17 protein-coding genes are annotated in these 24,693 nt (G+C 67.7%); 6 read left to right on the plus strand and 11 right to left on the minus strand.

Annotation, left to right across the window (positions count from 1 at the left end):
• The first annotated feature begins 110 nt into the window (after positions 1 to 110).
• Entirely contained in the window at positions 111 to 1,352 is a 1,242-nt protein-coding gene (locus tag ACEL_RS07580) for an MFS transporter (protein WP_041835007.1), read from the plus strand.
• An 84-nt stretch (positions 1,353 to 1,436) separates the two neighbouring features.
• Here the strand turns inward: ACEL_RS07580 and ACEL_RS07585 are convergent, their stop codons facing one another.
• Positions 1,437 to 2,459 (minus strand): zinc-dependent alcohol dehydrogenase family protein, encoded by a 1,023-nt coding sequence (locus tag ACEL_RS07585; protein WP_011720308.1) that lies wholly within the window; start codon positions 2,457 to 2,459, stop codon positions 1,437 to 1,439.
• A gap of 541 nt (positions 2,460 to 3,000) precedes the next feature.
• On the opposite strand from ACEL_RS07585, the gene ACEL_RS07590 reads away from it, so the two are divergent.
• Both ACEL_RS07590 and ACEL_RS07595 read left to right on the plus strand, forming a co-directional pair.
• Positions 3,001 to 3,456: an Hsp20/alpha crystallin family protein gene (locus ACEL_RS07590; protein WP_011720309.1), complete on the plus strand. Its 456-nt coding sequence runs from the start codon at positions 3,001 to 3,003 to the stop codon at positions 3,454 to 3,456.
• Between the two features lie 276 nt (positions 3,457 to 3,732).
• Positions 3,733 to 4,668, plus strand: coding sequence for a nucleoside hydrolase (locus ACEL_RS07595; RefSeq protein ID WP_011720310.1), 936 nt, complete (start codon positions 3,733 to 3,735; stop codon positions 4,666 to 4,668).
• Positions 4,669 to 4,701: 33 nt separating this feature from the next.
• Here the strand turns inward: ACEL_RS07595 and ACEL_RS07600 are convergent, their stop codons facing one another.
• The 3 genes from ACEL_RS07600 to ACEL_RS11970 form a co-directional block, all read right to left on the minus strand.
• Positions 4,702 to 7,998, minus strand: a complete 3,297-nt coding sequence (locus ACEL_RS07600; RefSeq protein ID WP_011720311.1) for a vitamin B12-dependent ribonucleotide reductase — start codon at positions 7,996 to 7,998, stop codon at positions 4,702 to 4,704.
• A gap of 62 nt (positions 7,999 to 8,060) precedes the next feature.
• Entirely contained in the window at positions 8,061 to 8,573 is a 513-nt protein-coding gene (nrdR, locus tag ACEL_RS07605; RefSeq protein ID WP_011720312.1) for a transcriptional regulator NrdR, read from the minus strand.
• Positions 8,574 to 8,870: 297 nt separating this feature from the next.
• Complete coding sequence (locus tag ACEL_RS11970) at positions 8,871 to 9,185, minus strand: LysM peptidoglycan-binding domain-containing protein (RefSeq protein ID WP_011720313.1); 315 nt, start codon at positions 9,183 to 9,185, stop codon at positions 8,871 to 8,873.
• A 212-nt stretch (positions 9,186 to 9,397) separates the two neighbouring features.
• Here ACEL_RS11970 and lexA point away from each other — a divergent pair, with 212 nt between their 5' ends.
• Positions 9,398 to 10,225: a transcriptional repressor LexA gene (gene lexA / locus ACEL_RS07615; protein WP_011720314.1), complete on the plus strand. Its 828-nt coding sequence runs from the start codon at positions 9,398 to 9,400 to the stop codon at positions 10,223 to 10,225.
• Between the two features lie 77 nt (positions 10,226 to 10,302).
• Here the strand turns inward: lexA and ACEL_RS12790 are convergent, their stop codons facing one another.
• The 6 genes from ACEL_RS12790 to ACEL_RS07645 form a co-directional block, all read right to left on the minus strand.
• Positions 10,303 to 12,435, minus strand: coding sequence for an ATP-dependent DNA helicase (locus ACEL_RS12790; RefSeq protein ID WP_011720315.1), 2,133 nt, complete (start codon positions 12,433 to 12,435; stop codon positions 10,303 to 10,305).
• Positions 12,432 to 15,239: an EAL domain-containing protein gene (locus tag ACEL_RS11550; protein WP_169303200.1), complete on the minus strand. Its 2,808-nt coding sequence runs from the start codon at positions 15,237 to 15,239 to the stop codon at positions 12,432 to 12,434. Before ACEL_RS11550 ends, ACEL_RS12790 begins: the two co-directional genes overlap by 4 nt.
• Positions 15,240 to 15,454: 215 nt before the next feature.
• Positions 15,455 to 16,897 (minus strand): GTPase HflX, encoded by a 1,443-nt coding sequence (gene hflX / locus ACEL_RS07630; protein ID WP_202943455.1) that lies wholly within the window; start codon positions 16,895 to 16,897, stop codon positions 15,455 to 15,457.
• A 131-nt stretch (positions 16,898 to 17,028) separates the two neighbouring features.
• Entirely contained in the window at positions 17,029 to 17,940 is a 912-nt protein-coding gene (dapF, locus tag ACEL_RS07635; RefSeq protein WP_011720318.1) for a diaminopimelate epimerase, read from the minus strand.
• The gene (gene miaA, locus ACEL_RS07640; RefSeq protein ID WP_011720319.1) at positions 17,919 to 18,875 is read right to left on the minus strand and encodes a tRNA (adenosine(37)-N6)-dimethylallyltransferase MiaA; all 957 of its coding nucleotides are present in this window, start codon (positions 18,873 to 18,875) and stop codon (positions 17,919 to 17,921) included. The genes dapF and miaA overlap by 22 nt, the downstream gene beginning before the upstream one ends.
• A 16-nt stretch (positions 18,876 to 18,891) precedes the next feature.
• Positions 18,892 to 19,695, minus strand: a complete 804-nt coding sequence (locus ACEL_RS07645; protein ID WP_011720320.1) for a class III extradiol ring-cleavage dioxygenase family protein — start codon at positions 19,693 to 19,695, stop codon at positions 18,892 to 18,894.
• A gap of 189 nt (positions 19,696 to 19,884) precedes the next feature.
• Here ACEL_RS07645 and ACEL_RS07650 point away from each other — a divergent pair, with 189 nt between their 5' ends.
• Together ACEL_RS07650 and ACEL_RS07655 are read left to right on the plus strand one after the other, a co-directional pair.
• On the plus strand, positions 19,885 to 21,087 hold the full coding sequence (locus ACEL_RS07650) for a DUF349 domain-containing protein (RefSeq protein WP_041835008.1): 1,203 nt from the start codon (positions 19,885 to 19,887) through the stop codon (positions 21,085 to 21,087).
• 264 nt (positions 21,088 to 21,351) lie between these two features.
• Entirely contained in the window at positions 21,352 to 23,007 is a 1,656-nt protein-coding gene (locus tag ACEL_RS07655) for a cell wall-binding repeat-containing protein (protein WP_011720322.1), read from the plus strand.
• An 81-nt stretch (positions 23,008 to 23,088) separates the two neighbouring features.
• On the opposite strand, the gene miaB is transcribed toward ACEL_RS07655, so the two are convergent.
• Positions 23,089 to 24,474 (minus strand): tRNA (N6-isopentenyl adenosine(37)-C2)-methylthiotransferase MiaB, encoded by a 1,386-nt coding sequence (miaB, locus tag ACEL_RS07660; protein ID WP_049751630.1) that lies wholly within the window; start codon positions 24,472 to 24,474, stop codon positions 23,089 to 23,091.
• Between the last annotated feature and the right edge of the window lie 219 nt (positions 24,475 to 24,693).

Here is a 24,693-nt window from a genome sequence, read left to right on the forward strand (position 1 = left end):
CAACGATCAGCAGCATCGACGGCACACCCGTAGGAGAGAGACGACCGCAAGCGGGAAATCAACGGACGGCGGTTCCCGAGGCCCCAGACAAGGACCGACAGGCCCGGTCGGTGCCGGACTGGCGTCCAGGCGACCGATTCCAAATTGCGCTGCTCACAGTGGCGCACGCGGTTCAGCATTTCTCGGCTGCCGTCTTGGCCTTCTCCTATCCGTTCGTCGTGGCGTACTTCCACGTTTCGTACGCCGTGTTGGGCGTCGTCCTTGGCGTCACCGGAGTAATCGGCGGATTGCTGCAGGGGATCGCGGGACTGCTCCGCCGGATTCCTGCTCGAACCCTGCTCGTCGGACAGGACATCGGTTTGGCGGCAAGCCTGCTCCTTGGTGCACTTTCCCCGGTCTTTGCGGTCTTTGCCCTCGCCAAGGCATTGGGATCGCTTGTCCAGTGGCCGCAGCATCCGATCGGAAGCGCGTACTTGTCGGAACGCGTGCCACATCGCCGGGCGTTCGCGCTCTCCTGGCATACCATCGGCGGCAGCATCGGAACACTCGCCGTGCCGCTCATCGCGGGATTTGTCACCGCCCGCTGGGGTTGGCGGTGGTCGCTCGGCGTTTTTGTTCCTCCCCTCCTGCTCGGCGCAGCTGCGCTCTGGTTTGGGATGGATCGCGACGTTTCGCCGTCGTCCGACGACGAAACAGCGGTTCCGGTTGTTGAACAGGGCCGGAATGCGCCGCCCGTCGACGCCGCGCAGTCACTGGGAGCTGTACTGCGGCGGCCGGCCGCACTCGCCGCCCTGGCCGCCGGGACGGTTGCGGCGGCGGGACGGGGCCTCGGCGTCCTCGGTGCCTATGTGCCGGCGTTTCTCCGCGACGGGGCACATCTGGGGTCCGTGCTGGTCGGCGTACTCTATACCGTCATGCTGGTGGGCAGCGTCGTCGGACCAGCTGGCGCGGGCTGGCTCGCGGACCGGGTGGGACGGCGGACCGTGCTGCTTGTCGTCTACCCGGCAGCGGCTCTCTTCCTCGTCCTGTATGTGTTCGTTGGCGCCACACTCTGGGCACTGGCCGTGGTCGGCTTGTTCGTGGGTGTTTTTGCGTACGCGGAATCCCCGCTCATCCAGGCGCTGTTCGCCGACACGACGGCTGGAGCAGCGGCACGGTCCGTATTCGGTGTTTATTTCGCCATTGCCTACGGTGTCGGCGCTTTGTGGCAGGTGATTATCGGCTGGTTGGTCAGTTCCTACGGTTTTCGGACGGCTTTCATCGTCATGGCAATTTCGTTCGTGGCCGCCGGTCTCTGCGTGGCCGGCGCCCGCGAGCAGCCAGCCGGCGACCGGACCAGAGCCGCGGCATGACCGACACGCCGGTTGCCGGGCAGCGGAAAGCCGGTCGCTGTCAGCCAGCCGTTGCCGCCGCGCCGAACGGCGACGCGCCCGTCATCACGGAGTGAGCAGCACCTTGACCGCCCGACGTTCATCCATCGCCTGGTATCCGCGCGCCGCCTCGGCCAGGGGCAATGCGAGGTCGAAAACCCGACTGGCGTCAATGCGACGCGACCAGATCAGATCGATGAGCTCCGGGAGGTAGCGGCGCACCGGCGCTGGGCCGCCGTGCAGGTGCACGTGGGAGAAGAACAATTCGTCGCCGGGAAGCTGAACGCCGTGAGCGACGCCGACGTACCCCACGTGCCCACCCGGACGGGTGGCCCGAATCGCCTGCATCATGGCTTCCTGCGTGCCGACGGCTTCGATAGCGCAGTGCGCGCCCAGCCCGTTGGTAAGGGCCTTGACGCGGGCGACGCCGTCGTCGCCGCGCTCGGGAATAATCTCCGTCGCGCCGTATTCCCAGGCGATTTTCTGCCGTTCCTCATGCCGGCTCATCACGATGATGCGCTCGGCTCCCCGATGGCGGGCGGCCAAGACGGCGAGGAGTCCCACTGCGCCGTCACCGACGATCACGACGGTCTTGCCCGGCGAGACCTGGGCGGCGTCCGCGGCGAACCAGGCGGTGCCCAGAACGTCGGATGCGGCGAGCAGGCTGGGAACGAGGTCGTCCGGCGGAGCGGCAGGCGTGGCAACGAGCGTACCGTCAGCGAGCGGCACACGCAGATACTCCGCTTGCGCCCCAAGTTCTCCCATCGGCTGCCGGTTGACGCACGAGCTCTGGTAACCGGCACGGCAGATCTCGCAGGTGTTGTCACTGGCGAAGAAGGAGCCCACGACGAATTGGCCGCGCCGAACTGTGGTGACCGCAGCGCCGACGTCCTCGACGAATCCGACGTACTCGTGACCCATCGGCACCGGGCCGTCCACCCGATCGATGCCACGGTACGGCCAAAGGTCCGACCCGCAGATACAGGTCGCAGCGAGCCGGATGATTGCGTCGGTCGGCTCGACGCAGACCGGATCCGCTCGATCAACGACCCGCACGTCCCGCGGTGCGTACAACATCACGCCACGCATCAGATCGCCTCCGTGACACCAGGATCAAGCACTGCAGAATGCGACACTCGCACCCAGCCTAGTCCGGGCAGCCCGGCGGACCGCTGCGGGCGCTTGCGGCGGTAGGCCGGGCGGCGGTAGGCCGGGCGGCGGTAGGCCGGGCGGCGGGCCGCTTCCGGCGATGGGTACATCCCGCGGCGGGTACATCCCGCGGCGGCCGCTTCCCGCGGCGGGCCGGGCCGGACGCCGCAGTTCGTGCGGCGGGCGTTTCCGACGGCACTCGGGCCGGGCCGATGTACCGACTCCGTTCGTCAACGTCATCCCTTGGCACTGCAGCGCGGGCCGGGGAGTGGGCAGATCTCCTTGTGCGTCAAGAGTTTCTCCGTATCCGTCGCAAGTTCCGGCGCGGCAGCATGTTTGATCAACGCGGTGGGCCGAACATAACAGAAGTGGGCGGCAACTCCGCCCGGCGACGCCGTGGAGCGTAGACAGTACTCCGCCCGGCGACGCCGTACAGCGTGGACATTTTGTCGATATCACGAGATGAAGGGAGGGATGACCGATGGCGCTTCCGGTCCGGGCGACAAGGAATCGTGCACCGGCTCGGCTCGACCTGTTCCGGGAGTTCGACGAACTGACGGACCGACTGAACCAATTGTGGGAGAACACGTTCGGCAGTTTGGCGAGTGATCCATGGTGGTCGCCGCTTGCCGATATCGAAGAAACGGACGACGCGTACACGGTGGAAATCGATCTCCCGGGCGTCAAACGGGATGACGTCACGGTGGAATTTCACAACGGCGAACTGCGGGTCAGCGGGGAAATCAAAGAGCGGGAGCGAACCGGTATTTTACGGCGGCAAACACGTCGGACAGGACACTTCCAGTATGCCGTCCACCTCCCTGGTGAGATCGATGTCGACAAGGTGACCGCCCAGCTGACCGACGGTGTCCTTACCGTGCGTCTCCCCAAGGTGGCCGCGGCTAAAGGCCGCCGCATCGAGATCACCTCCGGATAACCGGTGTGCTCCGGCTCGCCGTCGCGCGAGCCGGAGCAGCCGGCACCGCGGTACGGCATGGCGGACCGCCCTGGGGCGAACTTCGGCGCATCAGCCCGCCTGGCGCTGTGGCTGTACGCCGTCCGGGAGAGAGGGTTTGCGACGGACCTGCGAGCATAGTGACGCCGATGACCACCGCACCGGCGGTCGCACCACCCGAACGGACGTGAGGCGCCAGGGAGGCCCGCCGACTCGGTCTCCGCACCGGCGGTCGTACCACCCGAACGGAGCGTACGCGTGAAACGCATTCTCCTCGATTGCGATACCGGTATTGACGACGCGTTAGCCATCATCTACGGCATCCGTCACGGAGCCCAATTCGCCGGAATTGGCTCGGTGCACGGAAACGTGCCCGCCCCGCTGGCCGCGGCCAACACCTTGCGGGTGCTCGACGTGCTCGGAGCTGCGGAGATTCCCGTTCGTGTCGGCGCGGCCCGTCCGATCGCCCAGCCGCTGTGCACCGCCGAGCACGTCCACGGCGCCGACGGCCTGGGAAATACCAATCTCCCGCCGCCGAAACGGTCTCCTTACCCTGGCTCGGCGGCCGAGCAGATCGTGAGCCTCGCTCATCGTTTTCCCGGTGAGCTGACGCTCGTCGCCATCGGCCCATTGACCAACGTGGCTCTCGCCCTGCTCCTCGACCCCGAGCTGCCGGCCCTCATTCCCGACGTCATCGTCATGGGCGGTGTCGTGCAACCGCCCGGCAATGTCACGCCGCTGGCTGAAGCCAATATCTGGCACGATCCCGAAGCGGCCGCCTTGGTCATCGAAGCAGCGTGGTCGGTCACCTTCGTCACGCTCGACGTGACCATGCGCACACTGCTGCGGGAGGATCAGCTCGCCGCAATCGCGAACGCAGCAACACCCCACGGCCGGTTCGCCTGGTCGGTTCTCCAGTTCTACCTAGACGCCTACGAACGACGGCTTGCGACGCGAACCTGCCCGCTGCACGATCCGCTGGCACTCGCGCTCGCGCTCGACCCGAGCCTTGCCACCTATCGCAGCCTGCCCACCCGCATCGAACTGCGAGGCGAAACCAGCCGGGGCATGGCGGTGTGCGACCTCCGCGGTCCCCAAGCCGACCGGGATTCTTCCTGGCATGACGTCCGGTACGTCGCCGAGCTCGACATCGAGACGTTTCATCACCGGTTCCTCGACGCCTTGCTCAGCTGACCGTCCCGGAATCCGCGAGGGCGGCAATCCCGGTCAGCTGCAGCCGCTGGTGGAGCCGCAACCTTCGCAGACGTAGCAGCTTCCGGCGGGACGCATTGTCGTGCCGCAGTTCATGCAGAGCGGCGCATCCGCCGCCTGGCCGAAGACCCGGTCCACCAACTCCGCCGCGCCGTGTCCGCCCAATCCCGGCGTCGTGGCGCGAGGAGCCGACCCGGCAACCGCCGTGTCCGCCCTGGCTTCGGCGTCGTCCGCTGTAACCGAATCGGCCGTTTCGTCAGCCAACGGTTCGGCTGACGCTGCGGAGAGCTCGCCCGATTGCTTCCGCGCCCGCTCCTCGGCGCTGAAAATCCCCAGCTCCTCACGTTTTTCATAAGGCAGGTAGTCCAGCGCGAGACGACGGAAGATGTAGTCCATGATCGAACTCGCGAAGCGGATATCCGGATCGTCCGTCATCCCGGACGGCTCGAACCGCATGTTCACGAACTTCGACACGAACGCCTCGAGCGGAACGCCGTACTGCAAGGCGATCGATATCGCGATCGCAAATGCGTCCATCACACCGGCCAGCGTCGAGCCCTGCTTGCCGAGCTTGAGAAACACCTCGCCAAGCCCGTTGTCCGGGTACGAACCCGCCGTCAGGTATCCCTCAGCGCCGCCGACCGAGAACGAAATCGTCTGGCTCGGACGACGCTTCGGCAGCCGACGCCGTACCGGCCGATGCTCGTGAGACCCCTCGACAGCAGCGGACACCTTCTTCTCCTTGGCGTCCGAGAGTGGTTGACCCACCTTGCAATTGTTGCGGTAGATCGCGAGCGCCTTGAGGCCGAGCTTCCAACCCTGGAAATAGATTTCTTCGACATCCTCAACGGTGGCCGACTCCGGCATGTTCACCGTCTTCGAAATGGCGCCGCTGATGAAGGGCTGGACCGCGGCCATCATCCGCACATGCCCCATCGGGGAAATCGCCCGATCGCCCATCGCGCAGTCGAACACTTCGTAATGCTCCGGCCGCAGGCCGGGAGCGCCGACGACGCTGCCGTGCTCGCTGATGTATTCAACAATCGCCTCGACCTGTTCCTCGGGATAGCCGAGGGTGCGCAACGCTCGCGGCACGGTCCGATTGACGATCTGCATCGACCCGCCGCCGACGAGCTTCTTGAATTTCACCAGGGCAAGGTCGGGTTCGATGCCCGTGGTGTCACAGTCCATCGCCAGTCCGATCGTTCCCGTCGGCGCGAGCACCGACGCCTGGGAATTGCGCCAGCCGTGCTGTTCACCGAGGGTCAGGCACTCCCGCCACATCTGGCAGGCCCGCTCCGCGATCGCGCGGTCCATCTCGCCGATAGTCCGGAGCGCATCGGACGCCGCTGCGTGCTTACGCATCACCCGCTTGTGCGCCTCCGCGTTGCGGGCGTAACCGTCGTACGGGCCGACGATCGCTGCCAGCTCCGCTGATCTCTTGTACGCCGTCGCCGTCATCAGCGAGGTGATCGCCGCCGCCAAGGCGCGGCCGCCGTCGGAATCGTAAGCGTGACCGGTCGCCATCAACAGGGCGCCGAGATTCGCGTAACCGATGCCGAGCTGACGGAACCGCCGGGTGGTGTCCGCAATCTTCTCCGTCGGAAAGTCGGCGAAACAGATGGAGATATCCATCGCGGTGATGACGAGCTCGACCACCTTGATGAAAGTGTCGATGTCGAATCGGCCGTCATCGGTGAGGAACTTCATCAGGTTGAGGGAGGCCAGATTGCACGACGAATTATCCAGGTGCATGTACTCCGAGCACGGATTGCTCGCCGTGATCCGGCCGGATTCCGGACAGGTGTGCCAATCGTTGATCGTGTCGTCGTACTGAATGCCGGGATCGGCGCACGCCCAGGCCGCTTCGGCCATTTTCCGGAACAGCTTGCGGGCGTCGACGGTCTCAATCACCTCGCCCGTCGTCCGGGCCCGCAGACCGAAGCTCTCCCCGCGTTCCACCGCCCGCATGAATTCATCGCTCACCCGGACCGAGTTGTTGGCGTTCTGATACTGGACGCTGTAGAGGTCGCGACCGCCAAGGTCCATGTCGAAACCGGCGTCCCGCAGGACGCGAATTTTCTCTTCCTCCCGGACCTTGGTCTCGATGAACTCCTCGATGTCCGGGTGGTCGACGTCCAGAATGACCATCTTGGCTGCGCGCCGGGTCGCGCCGCCGGATTTGATGGTCCCCGCTGATGCATCGGCCCCGCGCATGAACGAGACGGGACCCGACGCCGTCCCGCCGCTCGAGAGCAACTCCTTCGACGAACGGATTCGGGACAGGTTCACGCCGGCACCGGAACCCCCCTTGAAGATGAGGCCTTCCTCCTTGTACCAGTCGAGAATCGACTCCATCGTGTCGTCGACCGAGAGAATGAAGCAGTTGTGCACGCGGATGCCATCGGACAAATACTCGCCGCTCTCGGTCTGAATGTCGTAAACCGGCATGACGCCCAGCTCGTCAATCGCGAGGATGTCAACGATCTGCCCCGGCTGTGCGGCCGCGGCAGAATCCGCCGTGAACGCGGCGACCATGGCGTCACTGTTCGCGCGGTCATGCCATTCGAGACGGTCACCGACCCTTAGCTGGCCGGCGGGAACGAACCGGCCGGCCGTCTGGTCAACGACCTGCCACACCAGGTGGTCCGGCGTCACGTCGAGCACGTGCCCACCACTGGTGCGGATTCGCAATACCGGCTTGCGGCCGTTGCATGTCGTCGCGACGATCCGAGTGACACCAGAGGCGTCGAACACCTTCTCCCCGACGGCGTTCGCGTCAACCAGTTTTCCGATCGGAATCGGCCCGTCCGGCGTGCTCACCGGCGCGCTGTACGGCTGGCAGGCCGACACTTGCTGCTTCGCCGGCGTACCGACGTTGAACCAGACCGGCGAGTTGAAGCTGAAGACCTGGTGCACGAGCGCATGCGCCAGTTCGTGCTCGAAAATCGTCGCGTCGTCGGGCGTGGCGAAATACCCGTTCTCCAGGCCGGCCTTGGCATAGGCCTTGACAACCCGATCGACGAGTTGCTTGAGGCTCCACTCACGCTGCGGCGTGCCGAGGGCTCCCCGGAAATACTTGGTCGTCACGATGTTCACAGCGTTCTGTGACCAGAAATCGGGGAACTCCACGCCGCGCTGCTCGAAATTCACCGAGCCGTCCCGCCAGTTGGTCATGACGACGTCGCGACGCACCCAGTTCACCTCGTCGTATGGGTGAACACCCGGCGTGGTGTAGATGCGCTGCATCGTCAACCCGCGACGCCCAGATCCGTCCATCTGTGCGCGCGCCCCACTCGTCGGCTCGGTCATCGCTCGCCTCCATCTGGTTTCAACACCCTGACCACGCCCGGATTTCCCGGGTCAGTCCACTACTAGCGATCATCAACACCCCGCGACGGAACCGGCCGTCCGCGCTCAACGGTCTCCGAACGTTCGAGGGCCCGTTCCGCCCGTTGCAAGGCGATCTCCGCTTCAAAATCTTCCAGGGACTCGAACCCTCGATACACCGAGGCAAACCGCAGATAGGCGACGTCGTCCAGCTCCCGCAAGGGACCGAGGACGGCCAGGCCGACCTCCTGGCTGGTGACCTCGCTGCACCCGGTCGCCCGCAGCTCGTCCTCCACCCGCTGGGCGAGGAGCGCCAGCGCATCCTCGCTGACCGGTCTGCCCTGACACGCCTTCCGCACCCCGGCGATCACCTTGGCGCGGGAGAACGGCTCGATGACCCCCGACCGCTTGATCACAGACAATGCGGCCGTCTCCACGGTGGTGAAGCGCCGACCGCATTCCGGACACGACCGGCGCCGCCGAATCGCCGTGCCATCGTCGGTCACCCGGCTGTCCACCACCCGGCTGTCCGGGTGACGGCAGAACGGACAGTACACCGCTACACCCCCTCCCTTGGGGATGAAGCGGTGGACGACGCCAGCCGTCCTGTGGTCAACTCCGCTCCTCCTGGGCACAACTTGTGGATTACTTACACCGATGTAACTACTACATGTTGGGGTGCCACGTTAGCGCGACTGGCCGTCCAACGCAAGCACGCCGGCCGTGAGCCATCGGATCCGTTCACGGCCGGCGAGGTCGGCCGATCCTGCACCTGCCGGCACCACCCGCCGTCCCGCGCCGCACGGGCGGTGCGGATCCGACGGCGCAGGCCAACCGCCAAGATCTATTGGACGTCACGGTACGACGAGCTGCTGCCCGGGCTGAATGACCGCCCGCGCTGATGGATTGACGGCCAGGATTCGCGCGATCGTCACCCGGGGATCCGTCTGCGGTGCCAGCCGCAGGGCGATCTGCCAGAGGGTGTCCCCGGGTTGCACGACAAGCACCCGATGCACCTGGCGGTCGTCAGCCGATGGAGCCGGGGGTGCCGCGTGCGCCAGGCGGGTCAGGAGCACGGTGATTACAAGGGTCAGCAGGGCAATCAACACCATCGCGCCGGCTGTCAGGACCCTCCGGCCTCGACGGGTCAACCGAACTGTGCTCGCCATCACGACCTCCCGGGCGGCGACTCGGCATCCAGTACTCGAACACGCGTTCGATCGAACGGGTGTACGACAGTTGTACCGCATTGCACCGACACGCGCCACCGATTATTCGAACTGGTGTTTGAATCTGTCGTCGCCGGCCGCTACGGTGACCTGCATGAAGTCATCCGGGCGTGCACCGTCCGGGTGGTGACGGCCCGGGTGTCGGAGGAGAGATGAAGCGGAGCACACCGCGTCCAGCGCGCAGCCAAGCCGCGTTGACGACGTCGTCCGAGGAGAGCCCCGACCGCGTCGAGCGCGGCGGCGACGGCGTTGCCACGGTCACCGATTTCCCCGATGGGCCGCCGGACGAGACCGGTCTGACGCCTCGGCAGCGGCGCATCCTTGACGTCATCCGAGATTCGGTGCGCCGTCGCGGTTATCCGCCGAGCATGCGGGAAATCGGTGAGGCCGTCGGCTTGACGTCAACGTCGAGCGTGGCTCATCAGCTCATGGTTCTGCAGCGCAAGGGTTTTCTCCGCCGCGATCCGAACCGGCCGCGGGCCGTCGAAATCCGGAGCGCGGAATCCGCGGTACCCGATGCCTCCGCCGGGCATTCCCCAGCCGCGGACCGGGCGCCGTCAGCACGGCGCCCACCTCGCGGGCCATCCCCCATCGACAGCAACCCCGACGTGGTCGCCGTCCCCCTGGTCGGTCGTATCGCCGCCGGCGGTCCGGCCCTCGCCGAGCAGCTGATCGAGGACGTCGTCCCGTTGCCGCGTCAGCTGGTCGGAGAGGGAACGCTCTTTCTCCTTCAGGTCAAGGGCGATTCCATGGTTGACGCGGCGATTTGCGACGGCGACTGGGTCGTCGTCCGTCAACAACCGGTGGCCGAGAACGGTGACATCGTCGCGGCCATGATTGACGGCGAGGCGACGGTGAAGACGTTCAAGCGCCGCGGCGCGCACATCTGGCTCATGCCGCATAACCCCCAGTACGAGCCGATCCCCGGGGATGAGGCGACCATTCTCGGCCGGGTGGTCGCGGTGCTCCGGCGGTTGTAACCCGGCACGGCGATGCCGCTGGCGCACGCGCCCCACTTCACCGGCGCCCGGTGGAACGGCGCGGCGGTGGCGCGAATTCACGAAGCCGAGCTGCTCGCCGACCCCGACCGGGCGGACAACGCACGCAGCGATCGGCACACGAGGTCGCGGTCCGTCGTGTACCAGAACGGCGGAAGGCTGGACCGCAAGAAGCGGGCGTAACGCGCGGTGGCTAGTCGAGAGTCGAGGACGGCGACGACGCCTCGATCGTGAGGGCTGCGCAGCAGGCGTCCGCACCCCTGCGCGAGCAGGAGCGCCGCGTGACCGGCGGCGACCTGCAGGAATCCGTTGCCGCCGGCCTCGGTAACCGCCTGCTGGCGGGCCGCCATCAGCGGATCGTCCGGCCGGGGAAACGGAATGCGGTCCACAACCACGAGCTGACAGGCCGCGCCGGGCACGTCGACTCCTTGCCAGAGCGACAACGTGCCGAACAAGCACGTCTGTGCGTCGGCGGCAAACCGGCGGATCAGCTCCGCGGTCGCATCATCTCCCTGACACAGGACGGGAAAATCAACGCGCTCCCGAGCGAACGCCGCCGCCTCCTGGGCGGCGCGCATGGAGGAGAACAGGCCAAGGGTCCGTCCCCCGGCCGCGGTCATGAGCGCAACGAGTTCCTCCAACGCGTCAGCGGAAATTCCGTCGCGGCCCGGCGGGGGAAGGTGGCTGGCGACGTACAGGATTCCCTGCCGCTGATAGGAAAACGGCGAGCCGACGTCCAACGTGCGCACGTCGTGGTGAAGACCCAGCCGCTCAATCATCGGATGGAAGCTCCCGCCGACGGTGAGCGTGGCGGAGGTGAGCACCGCAATGCGTGACGCAAATATGGCGTTGCGCAGCAGCGGGGCGACGTCCAATGGTGCGGCGCGCAGCACCGCTCCGCCTCGGTCGTCCCGGTCCAGCCAGCGCACGTCCCCCGAGTCGCCGGCGAGGAAGCGGCTCGCGGTGTCGAACAATTCTTCCGCAGCCGCACGGGCCTGGGCGCGGCGTCCGTCAACGGTGATTTCGCCGAGCAGTGCGGACACCCCCTCACGGGCGGCGTCCCGAATGCCCGACAGCACCGTCACCAGCCGCTCAGGTAGGTCAATGAGCCGGCCCACCGATACGTCGCGAAGCGCGGCGTCAAACTCGCCGACAGCCCGCTCCAGCCTGCCCGCGGCGACCGAGGCGAACGTCCGCAGCCGATTCGCCACGCGCACGACATCGGCCGCACCCAGTTCCGCAGTCGCCGCCGCAGTCACCCGGTCAACGAGTTCGTGCGCTTCGTCGACAATGACGACGTCGTGCTCGGGCAAGACCGGTGCGTCCCCGAGGACATCCACCGCCAGCATCGCGTGGTTCGTGACGACAATGTCGGCCTGCCCGGCCCGGATGCGGGCGAGCTCGGAAAAGCACCGCGAACCGTGCGGACAACGGCTGGCGCCGACACATTCCCGGGCCGTAACGGCGAATTGGCCCCAGGCCCGCTCCGAAACCCCCGGCACCAGCTCGTCACGGTCACCGGTGGAGGTCTCGTTGGCCCAGCTGGTGATCCGGGCGACCTCGCGGCCCAGGGCCGACCAGGCCAAGAACCCCGCCGCCGGCGCGTCCGGGGATTCCCCGGTCCCCTGGCGCACGTTCGCCGTCCCGGGTAGGCCGGCCGCGATCACGCCGGCTCCACCGGTCTTCTCGCGCGCGGGTGCGGCGCCCGCGCGCGCGACGTCCATCGGAAGAGCGTCCATCGGCAGGACGTCCAGATCATCAGCCAGGAGGTCCGGTTGATCCGATCCGCCCAGGCGCAATCGGCACAGGTAATTGCGCCGCCCTTTGAGAATCGCGAACGTCGGTCGACGCGGCAGCAGGGGGCTGAGAACCTCGACCAGCCGCGGCAGGTCCCGTTCGACAAGCTGGCGTTGCAACGCGAGAGTGGCGGTCGCCACGATGACCGGACGACGCTCGTCATCGGCGTCGTCGCGTGCGGTGACGTGCCACATTGCCGGGACCAGGTAGGCGAGGCTTTTTCCCGTCCCCGTGCCGGCTTGCACGAGAAGGTGACGCTTGTCGCCTCCGCTGAGCGCCGCGGCAACAGCCTGGGCCATCGCGACCTGTCCCGTGCGGTGCTCGCCGTTGAGGGCCGCGACCGCGTGGGCCAACAGCGCCTCGACCCCAGGTCTTCGAGCCGGCCGATGAGTCACGCCCGCAGCCTAGCCGGGCCGACCGACCACCGGCCGGTCTCCCGTGAAGCCGAGAGGTGTGTCGTGGCGTCATAGACGACGCGCTGCTCCGGCAAGCCCGCGACCAGCGTCCCCCCGAAGAGCGTGTCGATTCCCTCCGCCGGCAACGGGCGGGAGAAGAGGTAGCCCTGGCCGTAATCACAGGACATCGCCAGCAACGCGGCGTACTGCTCCCGCGTTTCGATGCCCTCGGCAACCGTGCCGAGCCGCAGCGCTCGTCCCAAATGCAGAATCGTGCGGACCAATTCCGTCCCCTCAGTTCCGGAATTGCGGTCGGTGATCTGCTCGACAAAGGACTTGTCAATTTTCAAGACGTCAACCGGAAACCGCGCCAGATATGACAGCGAGGAGTATCCGGTGCCGAAATCATCAATCGCGACCCGAACCCCGAACGATTTCAGTTGCCGCAGGACGGCGATCGCTTCTTCGCTGCGTTTGACCAGGATGTTCTCGGTCACCTCGATGACGAGCGCCCCCGGCGGCATCCCCGTCTCGGTCAGCGCGGTGCGCACGATGTCCGGCAGCCGCGGATGCAGTTGCCGGCCGGACACGTTCACGGCCACATGGAAAACGCCGCCGGGCTGGGCGTACCGCTGCCATCGGGCGCCTTGACGGCAGCATTCGCGGATCGCCCACGCCCCAATGGACTCCACCAGGCCGGTCTCCTCCGCCATTCCGATGAAATCCATGGGCTGAATCAACCCACGGGTCGGGTGGTACCAGCGGATCAGCGCCTCGACGCCGACGACCTGCCCGGTGCGCAAATTCACCGTCGGCTGGTAGTGCAGGACGAGCTCGCGCCGGGAAAGCGCATGCCGGAGATCCGTTTCGGTCTGCACCCGGGCCAGCAGAGCGTCGTGCATCTCGGTCCGGAACCGGACGTAGGTTCCCTTCCGGCTTGACTTCGCCCGGTACATCGCGAGGTCGGCATTCCGCAGCAGTTGGTCGACCGTCTCGGTGCCGTCATCGGTGACGGCGATGCCGATGGATGCGGCAAGAGTGACCTCCCGTCCGCTGAGCAGAAACGGCTCGGCCAGCGCCCGTTGCACGCGTTCGGCGACATCGACGCCGTGGGCTTCGGCCTGCGGACCGACGACGAGAATCGCGAATTCGTCACCGCCGAGGCGGGCGACCGTGTCGCTGGGCCGCACGCAGCGGCGCAGCCGGTCTGCGACCAGAGTCAGCAGGTGATCCCCCACGGCATGACCTTGCGCGTCGTTGACGCCCTTGAAGCCATCCAAATCGAGAAAGAGCACCGCTACCTCGCCGGGCTGCCGGGACCGCTCGGAGAGCGCGTGTTCGACCCGATTCGCGAAGAGCGCTCGATTCGCCAGGCCGGTCAGCGGATCGGAGAATGCTTGCCGGGTCAGCTGACGTTCCAGCTCCTTCCGCTCGCTCACATCGCGAGTGTTCAGCACGAGGCCGCGGATGTCGTGGTCATCGACCAGCGAGGTGATGACGGTCTCGGTTTCCCGCCAATGACCCGCCGCATGCCGCATGGCGAATTCAATGGTGTGCGTCGACCGCGGGCGGAGCACGGCGTCCAAGAGAATCGCTTCCAGGCGGTGCACGTCGGCCGGGGCGACCAAGGAAACGAAGCGCTGACCGACCATGGCGTTCGGGTCGTATCCGAGGACCCGGGTCGCCGACGGCGTCTGATATCGAATGACCCCTGACGGGTCGACGATCGTGATGATGTCGGACGAATTCTGTACGAGGGAGCGGAACCACTTGGCGTGCGTGCGCAGCGCCAGCGTGCGTTCCACCACACGGTGTTCCAACGTCCGTGACAGCAACAGTTGGTCGAGCCGCGCGGCCAGCCACGCCAAAAGCAGCAGAATGCCGAGGACGCCGAGGAGAATGAGGGTCGCCGGGCGCAACGAGACCCGCATCACCGCCGCAGCAATGAGAAGACTTCCGACGGCGAGCACCGGGAGGACCGGGGTCAGGACGGCGATGTACTCCCGGCGCCGCAACTGCACGAGGTCTGCCCTCTCCGCGGTGCGCGAGAGGACGGCCAACCCCAGAACGAGCCGGCCGGCCACTGCCAGCAGATACGACGGGTGCCGTGGACTCCATTCCCCGAGCGCGAGCGGCCGCAGGCTGAACAAATCGCCCAGCTCACACACGATGACGCCGGCGCCGATGAGAAAGAGCGCGAGGAACGGGATGTCACCCTCGAGCCGGCACCGTGCGATCGCCGCAATCGCCGCGGTGCCCAGCAGCACGGCGGCGATCGCGTGCAACGTCCCGACCGCCCCGACTCCCGCCGGCCGTCCGACGCCATAGGCGAGAGTCGCCAACGCACAGGCGGCGATCGCGGCGTCCAGACCGGCCAACAGTCGCGACTGACGGTTTCCGTCCCGCCGAGTCAGCACCAGCAGACCAAGGACGCCGAACGGAGCGGCGACCAGCGCGCCGAGGTCGCCGTTCGGGTGAGCAGCGAGCACCGGCGCGCGCCCGGGAACCGCCACCTGAACCGCGGCAACGGTGGACCAGGCGGTACCCGCCACCGCGAAGACCCCGACCGCGAGCCAACCGAACCGGCGGACGGCGTCCGCCCGGGCCCGCACCACAAACCCCGCGCCTGCCGCGACTCCAGCTACTGTTCCCCCGGCGCCGACCAGCGCATTGCCAAGAACCGGCGCCACAAAACCCAGACCGGCGCCGGTCGCCGCGGCGCCAAGCGCAGCGGCAAGTGCTCCGAGCAGGGCATGCTCGAAGCGCCCACCTCTCCCCACTTCGAAATTGTCGGCCGGCGGCACCCCGGAGACGAACCGCCGGACGGCGCAACCAGCCGGCCGCATTCGGGGTAATGGCCGATCGGCCGCGTCGTCCGAGCCGCAGCCGGGGACGGGTTCACCGCGGTGAACCGGCGCCCGCGGTACATCCGGTGACCGGTTGGGAGGTCAATTCGGGGATGCCCCAGGCAGGACGTCAGTTTGGGGATTGGACAGGAGGGGAACGCCGGCGCCGTCCGTCATCGAGAGGGCGACCCGAGGTGTGCCAGTTCGGCCGCCAAGGCCGCCGGAACCCGGGCCCGCACCCGGGTGCCCGCCGGCGTGTGCTCGACGGCGTCCACGTCACCCAGCTCGTAAATCCGAGCGACCCACCGGCCTTCGTCATACGGCACAAGCACGTCGACATGCACGGCCGGCCGGGGCAGCATTTCTTCGATCGCGCGACGCAGGTCATCGAGCCCCGCCCCGGTGCGGACCGACACCGCCACCGCGCGATTGCCCTTCCGCTCCTCAGCGCGCAGAACGGTCGCAACGACCGCCGGATCCGCGATGTCCGTCTTGTTGACCGCGACGAGTTCGGGAATATGCGACGCGCCGATTTCATCAAAGACCGCGCGGACGGCGTCAATCTGACCGAAAGGGTCGGCATGCGCACCGTCGACCACGTGCAGCACAAGGTCGGCGTCCGTCACCTCTTCGAGGGTGGAACGGAACGCCTCGACCAATTGGTGCGGAAGGTGCCGGACGAAACCAACCGTGTCGGTCAGGGTGTATATTCGACCGTCGCTCGTCGTGGCGCGGCGGACCGTCGGGTCGAGGGTGGCGAAGAGCGCGTCCTCCACGAGAACACCGGCTCCGGTGAGACGGTTCAGCAGCGAGGATTTTCCCGCGTTCGTGTAGCCCGCAATAGCGACCGCTGGAATGTCGTTGACCCGCCGCTTGCGGCGCTTGACGTCGCGGGTGGTGGCAAGCTCAGCCAATTCGCGGCGGAGTTTGGTCATGCGGGCCCGGATGCGACGACGGTCCAATTCGATTTTCGTCTCCCCCGGCCCGCGTCCGCCGATTCCGACACCGCCGGCGCCGGCCCGGCCGCCCGCCTGCCGGGACAGCGATTCGCCCCATCCGCGGAGCCTCGGCAACAGGTAGGTCATCTGCGCCAACTCGACCTGTGCCTTTCCTTCGCGGCTGCGGGCATGCTGAGCGAAGATGTCCAGAATGAGCGCCGTCCGGTCGACCACTTTGACTTTCACCAATTGCTCGAGATTCCGCAGTTGTGACGGTGATAATTCGCCGTCACAGATGACCGTGTCGGCGCCCGACGTGACGACAATGTCCCGCAATTCACGCGCCTTTCCGGCACCAATGTAGGTCGCCGGATCCGGCTTGTCCCGTCGTTGCAGCAACCCGGCCAGAACCTGCGATCCCGCCGTCTCGGCAAGCAATTTCAGTTCAACCAGCGAATTCTCCGCATCACGCATCGTGCCATGGGTCCAGACGCCGACGAGGACGACCCGTTCCAGCCGCAGGCGCCGGTACTCAACTTCCGTGACGTCGCGCAGTTCCGTCGACAGACCGGGAACCCGCCGCAGCGCGTGGCGATCCGCGACGTCCAGGTTCTCGTCATCGGCCGCTGACAGGCCGGACGGTTGCGCATCCCGCGCACTCAAGGTGGACGGCCGCATGTCCCGCACGCCCCGAGCGGACGGTTGCGGGTCGCGCGCGCTCAGGTCGGGTGCAGGCGTGTCCGTCATATCGGCGGCGCCGGCAATCTGAACCGACTCGGTGACATCCGAGTCAAACGCGCTCTTCTTCATCAGCCGTCCGACTTTTCCAGTGCGGCCAGGTGAAGCCGGCCCTCGGCGACCACGACCGCCGGTCCGGCGAGCGCGACCCGATCGCCGTCGAACCGGATGCGGAGCTCACCACCGGGTACGACGATCCGCCACCAGCCGTCCGCGGGACGGGGGATCCGTTCCGCACCCTCGGCCACCGCCGCAACCGCGCACGCGCCGCTCCCGCATGACCACGTCTCGCCGACACCCCGCTCATACACCCGCATCCGCAGCACACCCGGCCGCTCAATTTCCACCACTTCGACATTAGCCCCGTCGGGAAATTCGTCGCTGTCGAGAACGGGCGCGCGGGTAAAGTCGACATCCGCGAGAGTGTCCACCACACAGACGAGATGGGGATTCCCTACCGAAACGCGGACACCTTCCAACATCCGGCCGTCAAAACGCGCGCGGCCGCCGCCGCGAAGCTCTGGCGCCGGGAGCCACGCGGTGACGTCGCCGGCCGGCGGGACGTCGACCGGCACCGGACCGATCCGGGTTCCGACGAGAAAACGGCCCGCCTCTTCCAGACCGGCGTCGACCAGGTAGCGGGCGAAAAGCCGGATTCCATTCCCGCAGATTTCCGCGACGCTTCCGTCGGCGTTGCGATAGTCCATGAACCAGCGCGCGGCGGCCGGTTGCGGAGGGCGGCCGGCAGACGGTTGCGGAGGGCGGCCGGCGGCCGCATCAGCCGTAGCGCCGGCGGACGACACCGGCGCATCGTCGGCCGGGACGGCAACGACCCGCAGAATGCCATCCGCGCCGAGACCACGCCGGCGGTCACAGATGGCACGGACCAGAGCGGCGTCGAGCTCCAGCTCATCGTCGTGATCGGGCAGGATGACAAAGTCGTTACGGGTCGCGTGACCCTTCAGGAACGGGACGTCATCCACCCTTCGATCGTACGGGCGGCGGCTGTTTCGAGAGCGGCGTCGGCCGCGTCGAGCCAGTGGATCCGCGGATCGGGCCGGAACCATGACCGCTGACGGCGGACGAACCGTTTCGTCGCGTCGACCGTACGACGCCGGGCTTCCGCCTCGTCACAACCACCGTCCAACATCGTGAGCACCTGACGGTAGCCCAGAGCCCGGGACGCCGTCCGGCCTTCCCGAAGTCCGCAGTCCTCGGCAAGATGACGGACTTCGTCGACAAAACCCGCCTGCCACATCGCGGCGACACGACGCTCGACGCGGTCGTCCAGTTCCGGGGTGGCCAGATCAAGGCCGAGGAACAAGGCGTCGTACACCGATGCGTACTCGGGAAGTTCGGCGGCGAATCGGGGACGGCCCAGCTGCAGAACCTCCAGGGCCCGTACGATCCGCCGCCCATTGGTGGGCAGGATGCGCTCCGCAGCCTGCGGATCCAGCCGGGCAAGCCGGGCGTGCAGCGCCTCCGGGCCGTGCGCCGCCAACTCCGCTTCCAACCGAGCGCGGATCGCCGGGTCGGTGCCGGGAAATTCGAGCCGGTCGACGGCGGCCCGGACATACAGGCCGGATCCGCCGACGAGAATCGGCAACCGTCCCCGGCGGCCGATCTCCTCGATGGCGGCGCGGGCGAGGTGCTGGTACTCCGCGACGCTCGCGGTCTTGGTCACCGGCCAGACGTCGAGAACGTGATGGGCGACGCCGTCCCGTTCCGCGGGCGGCAATTTTGCGGTGCCAATGTCCATGCCCCGGTAGACCTGCATCGAATCGGCGTTGACCACTTCCGCGTTGAAGCGCTGGGCCAACCGCACCGCGAGCACGGATTTGCCGGTCGCCGTCGGTCCAACAAGGACGACGACACGTTGCAGAGATGCCGATGACGACAGAGATGCCGATGACGACATGCCGGGCATCACCCGGTCAGCTGCTCGCCGGCCCGGCGACGACGTGCAGCGCCGGACCCGGGAATTTTCCCACGGTGGCGGCAATTCCGTGGCTGACAGCCGCGGCGCCGGCCGGATCGGAGCGCGCCCACGTTGCCACGATGTACTGCACACCCGCACTGGCATCGGCGTATCGCACGGACGCCGTCCACTCCCCTTCCGCTGTCCACCGTGCCACAGCCCGCCACGGACCGACGCCGGCGACGAGCAGCTCCGTGGCGGCGGCGACGTCGAGATTCGCGAGCGTCGTCCGATCGGCGGCGGCAAGCGCAGCCGACACCGCGGCATCGAACGGCTCGGCACGCGGATCGACGTACCCGGGAGCTTTGGGCCCGCGGCGGGCGGAACCGTCGCCCATGACGAGCAGGCCGACGGGTCCCTCGGTCGCCTGAACTTCCGACCGGAGGAGGGCGGCCCGACCGCCGTCAGGGTCGACAGCGACCGCAAATCGGTCGTGCGCCGGCGCCATCCGGTCGATCAGCCACCAGCCGATGGCGACGGACAGCGGCAGATCGTCCGGCGGCAGCTCTTGAGCGGCAACCCCGGGAGCGAAGTGCGAAACCGGCGCGGTCGGTACCCGGCTTCCGACGATGCCGACCACGGTCGCCCGCTCGGTGAGCCACTGGACCGCGTCATCACAGGCCGCGAGCAGAGGGGCAAACTCGGCTGCGGCCTTCCGGGCGATCGCTGGTATCAGAACGGGCGGATGCGGACAGAACGCAACAGCTGCCGGCCGGAGCTCCCCGCGAACCAGCGCGTCGAACTCTCCGTCGGTTATCACGTGGTGCAGCGTATCTACGCCCGGAGCCGCTACCCTCGTACCCGGTCGGGCCGAATGCGGGTTCCCCGGCAGGCTCGGCCAGGTCGCGGATGCGACGCGAAGGCAAGCTTGTGACCCGCCGCATGCCCAGGGCACGGGGTAGGTAACACTGTGGCGCGCGGGGCGATGATGCAGGGAGAGCGACAGGGCATGGGCATCGAGACCCAGTGGGGACGAATCGCGCCGGACGGCACCGTCTACGTCAAGACCCGTGACGGCGAGCGGGTCGTCGGGTCATGGCAGGCCGGGTCGTTGGAGGACGGCCTTGCGCATTTCGTCCGCCGGTACGAAGACCTGGCGACCGAGGTCGGGCTGCTGGAGACGCGATTCGCATCCGGTACGGCGTCTCCATCGACGACCCTGGTCGCGGCCAAACGATTACGGGAGAGCCTGCCCACCGCCAACGTCGTCGGCGACCTCGACGCGTTGGACTCCCGGCTCAGCCAGCTGATTGACGCCGCCGCAGCGAAGCGTGAAGAGGAGCGGGAGGCGCGGCGGCTTGCCGCGCATCAAGCCACGGAGGCCAAGCGGGCGCTGGTCGAGCAGGCCGAGGAGCTCGCACAGAGCACCCAGTGGAAGAAGGCCGGTGACCGGCTGCGGGAAATCGCCGACCAATGGCGGGAAATCAAAGGCGCGGATCGTAAGGCGGAAGCCGAATTGTGGAAGCGTTTCGCGGCGGCCCGGTCGGAATTCAACCGCCGCCGCGGTGAGTACTTCTCGCGGCTTGAACAGGAACGTAAAGACATCATTGCCCGCAAGGAAAAACTCATTGCGGAAGCGGAAAGCCTCGCGCAATCCAGCGATTGGACGACGGCAGGCAACCGATTCCGCACGCTCATGACTGAGTGGAAGAACGCCGGTCACGTCAATCGGGACACCGAATCCGCGCTCTGGCAGCGGTTCCGGGCCGCGCAAGAGACGTTCTATTCCCGGCGGGCGGAGGCCCTCGCGCAGCGTGACGAGGAGCAACGTGCCAACCAGGCGGCGCGGGAGGCGCTGCTCGCCGAGGCGGAGACCGTGGATGTGAACGGCGATCCGGACGCGCTCCAGACGAAATTGCGTGACCTCCAACGACGCTGGGCACAGATCGGACGCGCCCCACGAGACGTCAGCGCCGACCTGGACAAGCGCTTCGACACCCTGGTGGCTCGCATCCGCAACGCCATCGACGAGCAGCGCCGGGCGGCGGCGGTCTCGAGCTCGCCGCTCGTCATCCGGTTGCGGGAATCCGTGGCGAAGCTTGAGCGGAAGATCGACCGGGCGCGCCAGGCTGGACGCACGGCGGAAGTAGATCAACTGGAAGCCCAGCTGGCCACCCAGCGCGAGTGGCTCGCCCGTACCTTGCACCACTGACCGGCCGGGAACGCCGCCGGACATCGGGCCGCGGAAACACTACGGGACTCCGGGAACCAGAAACGCCGCCGGACATCGTGCGCACCCGCACCGCCGGCTGGCGTCTCACCGACCGGACTGCTCAGCTGACCTCCCTGCCCTGCCGAAAAAAGCGAACAGGGCGACCGCAGTGGCAGCGCCCGGTACCGAAAGGCTGAACCGATGCGCGGTGGCGCGACGACTCGCTGCGTCCATACCGAGGCGGGTCAACGCCGCCGTGCACCAATGCGCCCGGCCCGCGTCCTGGCGGGCGCCGTCCTTGCGCTCTCCGCGATCGCCGGAGTGCCCAGTTCCGGGACCGCGGCGGCATCCCCAGCAGGGCACCGCTCCCCGACCGCCGTGCCGGCGCCCATCAGGCTCCATGCGCTGCCCGCCACGACCGGAACCGTCCAGCGGCTGGCCGGCCCCGACCGGTACGCGACCTCGGCGGCCGTGTTGGGCACCTACCCGACCGGCGTCTCCCGGCTCTTCGTCGCGACCGGCGCGACGTACCCGGATGCGCTCGCCGCCGCCGGTGCCGCCGGGGCGCAAGACGCCGTCCTGCTGGTCGGCAATCCACCCAGCCAGACGACGATCAACGCCGTCGCCGCCAACCACCCAGGTCAGATCATCCTGGTCGGCGGTCCAGCGGCCATCCCCGATACCACGGGAGACCTCCTCGGCCGGTACGCCGCCAACGGATGGAGCCGGATCGCCGGCGCGGATCGCTACGCCACCGCGGCGCTCTTGGCGACCGCGACCTGGACGTCGGCCCCAACGGTGTACCTGGCGTCCGGTGAATCCTTCGCCGACGCGTTGACGGCAGCCGCACTCGCCGCCGCCCGGAACAGCCCGGTGCTGCTCACCGCGCCGGACGCCGTCCCGGCGCCGACGCAGGCAGCGCTGGCGCAACTCCACCCGTCATCGGTCGTCATCGTCGGCGGAACTGCCGCGATCTCCGACACCGTGGCGTCCGAGATTTCCCAGGCGATCGCCCCTGTCACACGGATCGCCGGTGCGGACCGGTACGCGACGAACGCACTGGCGGTCGGCAGCTTCGGCGGCTCGGTCGCCAACCTCGTCGTCGCCTCCGGTGCGACGTTCCCCGATGCCATCTCCGGCGCGGCCCTCGCCGGCCACTTGCAGACCGCGCTCCTCCTCGTCGGCTCGTCCCTGACGAACGCCCAGCAGTCGCTCGTTGCCACCCTGCATCCCGCCGCCGTCACCGTTGTCGGCGGCGCCGCGGCGATCTCAGATGCGGTGGTCGACGCGGTCGCGGTCGCCGCCGGACTCAGCCCTCCGGTCAACGCCGCAGACAACGATTACGTGGTGAACACGATCGCTGGTCAGGTCGTGCGCTGGAATCCGTGCCAGCCCGTCGGCTGGCAGCTGAACATCGGCTCCCTGCCGAGCAGCGTTGCGAGCGTGATCTCAACCGAGGTGCAGGTCCTTGCCGCCGACAGCGGCCTGACTCTGCGCTACGACGGGACCACCACGTTCGTCCCCACCACGACCAACATCGACACCGAACCGGACGATCTCATCGTCGCGGTGATACCACGGTCAGCCACGGATCTCTTCGACGGCGCGACCGGGACCGTCGTCGGCGAGGGCGGCTGGACCGCGGGTTACAACGCCAACGGGCACATCGTCATCGCGCACGGATTTGCCGTGATCACCCAGGATGCGCTGGCGACGGGACTCCTGCCGATCAGTACCCAAGGCGGGGTGACCCTCGGCACCGCGGTCCTTCACGAGCTTGGGCACGCGGTCGGGCTCAACCACGCCAGCCAACCGACGGAGATCATGTATCCGGTGTTGAGTCCCCAGACGCCGGCCACCTACAGCCCAAGCGACCGGGCCGGGCTCGCGGCGGTCGGGGCCCCCGCCGGCTGCCTCTGATTCCCCACCGCAGGCCGGGAGTCCAGCCCGGGGGGCCTTCCCGCGAGTCCAGCCCCGGGCCTTCCCGGGCGGCCGTCCGGGCTAGGTACGCGGCCGGAGAGCCGGCATGCCGAGGAGGACGCCGCTCGGCCGCACGCTCCGGCGGGCTTCCCAGGCATCGCCGGCTCGGGTGCGGCGCACACCGAGCACCTGATCGGCGATGAGGCAATGCGGAGCTGCCTGGGTGACGGCGACGGTCACGACGTCGCCGGGCCGAGCGTCGGTGGCCCGGAAGTGGACCAGCCGGTTGTCCGGCGCCCGTCCGCTCATCCGGTGCGTCTCGGCGTCCTTCCGCCCCTCCCCTTCGGCGACGAGCACCTCGACGACCCGCCCGACCTGGGCCTGGTTCTCCTCCAGGGCAATCTGTTCGACGAGAGCGACCAGCCGGGCGAACCGATCGGCGACGACGTCCGGCGGCACCTGGTCGGGCATCTCGGCGGCGGGTGTGCCCGGCCGCTTGGAGTACTGAAACGTGAAGGCGCCGGCGAATCGGGCTTTGCGGACGACGTCGAGGGTCTCGGCGAAATCGTCCTCGGTCTCACCCGGGAATCCGACGATGATATCGGTGGTGATTGCCGCATCGGGAATCGCCGACCGCACCCGGGAAATAATGTCGAGATATTTCTCTTTGCGATAGGACCGCCGCATGCGGCGAAGCACCGCGTCGGAACCGGACTGCAGTGGCATGTGCAGCTGCGGCATCACGTTCGGTGTCTCGGCCATCGCCGCAATGACGTCGTCGGTGAAATCCCGCGGATGGGGTGACGTGAACCGGACCCGTTCCAGTCCGTCGATCGTTCCACAGGCGCGCAGCAATTTCGCGAAGGCCTGACGGTCGCCGAAATCCACTCCATAGGAATTGACGTTCTGGCCGAGCAGGGTCACTTCGAGGACGCCGTCCGCGACCAGCGTCTGAATTTCCCGCAGGATGTCGCCGGGACGACGGTCCCGTTCCCGGCCGCGCAGGCTCGGCACGATGCAGAACGTACAGGTGTTGTTGCAGCCGACACTGATCGCCACCCATGCGGCGTACACGGATTCCCGGCGCGACGGCAGGGTGGAGGGGAACACCTCGAGCGCCTCGCGAATTTCCACCTGCGCCTCGCGGGCGATCCGCGCCCGCTCGAGGAGCACCGGGAGCGCCTCGATGTTGTGGGTGCCGAAGACGACGTCCACCCATGGCGCCCGGCGTACGATATCGCCTTTGTCTTTCTGCGCCAGGCAGCCGCCGACCGCGATTTGCATGTCCGGCTTGGCTTTCTTCACCGGCAGCAGCAAGCCGAGATTGCCGTACAGCCGGTTGTCCGCGTTCTCCCGCACCGCACAGGTGTTGAACACGACGACGTCCGCGGGCTCGTCGTCAGCTGCGCGGACGTAGCCGGCCGCCTCGAGCAGACCGGCGATCCGCTCGGAGTCGTGCATGTTCATCTGGCAGCCGAACGTGCGCACCTGATAGGTGCGCGGCCGGTCCGGGGCAGGGCCTGCCGCAGGCAATACTTCGGCGCTTTGCCGGCTGTCGGAGTCGAGGAGGGTCACGGGATTCAGGGTACGGGCCGGCGGGACGCGGCGGGACCGCACCGGCGCCGCCGCGCCCGGCTGACCGCGCCGTCCCGATCGGTGAACCCGCGGCGCACCGGCACGTGGACT

The organism is Acidothermus cellulolyticus 11B (assembly GCF_000015025.1).
In the GTDB taxonomy this organism is placed as follows: Bacteria; Actinomycetota; Actinomycetes; order Acidothermales; family Acidothermaceae; genus Acidothermus; species Acidothermus cellulolyticus.

What these genes read in the sequence shown, in the direction of transcription:
- ACEL_RS07585 (WP_011720308.1), bottom strand. Translation starts at nt 2,459, where the DNA reads ATGCGTGGCGTGATGTTGTACGCACCGCGGGACGTGCGGGTCGTTGAT.
- ACEL_RS07590 (WP_011720309.1), top strand. Translation starts at nt 3,001, where the DNA reads ATGGCGCTTCCGGTCCGGGCGACAAGGAATCGTGCACCGGCTCGGCTC.
- ACEL_RS07600 (WP_011720311.1), bottom strand. Translation starts at nt 7,998, where the DNA reads ATGACCGAGCCGACGAGTGGGGCGCGCGCACAGATGGACGGATCTGGG.
- ACEL_RS11970 (WP_011720313.1), bottom strand. Translation starts at nt 9,185, where the DNA reads ATGGCGAGCACAGTTCGGTTGACCCGTCGAGGCCGGAGGGTCCTGACA.
- lexA (WP_011720314.1), top strand. Translation starts at nt 9,398, where the DNA reads ATGAAGCGGAGCACACCGCGTCCAGCGCGCAGCCAAGCCGCGTTGACG.
- hflX (WP_202943455.1), bottom strand. Translation starts at nt 16,897, where the DNA reads ATGCGGCCGTCCACCTTGAGTGCGCGGGATGCGCAACCGTCCGGCCTG.
- miaA (WP_011720319.1), bottom strand. Translation starts at nt 18,875, where the DNA reads ATGTCGTCATCGGCATCTCTGTCGTCATCGGCATCTCTGCAACGTGTC.
- ACEL_RS07650 (WP_041835008.1), top strand. Translation starts at nt 19,885, where the DNA reads ATGGGCATCGAGACCCAGTGGGGACGAATCGCGCCGGACGGCACCGTC.
- ACEL_RS07655 (WP_011720322.1), top strand. Translation starts at nt 21,352, where the DNA reads ATGCGCCCGGCCCGCGTCCTGGCGGGCGCCGTCCTTGCGCTCTCCGCG.
- miaB (WP_049751630.1), bottom strand. Translation starts at nt 24,474, where the DNA reads ATGAACATGCACGACTCCGAGCGGATCGCCGGTCTGCTCGAGGCGGCC.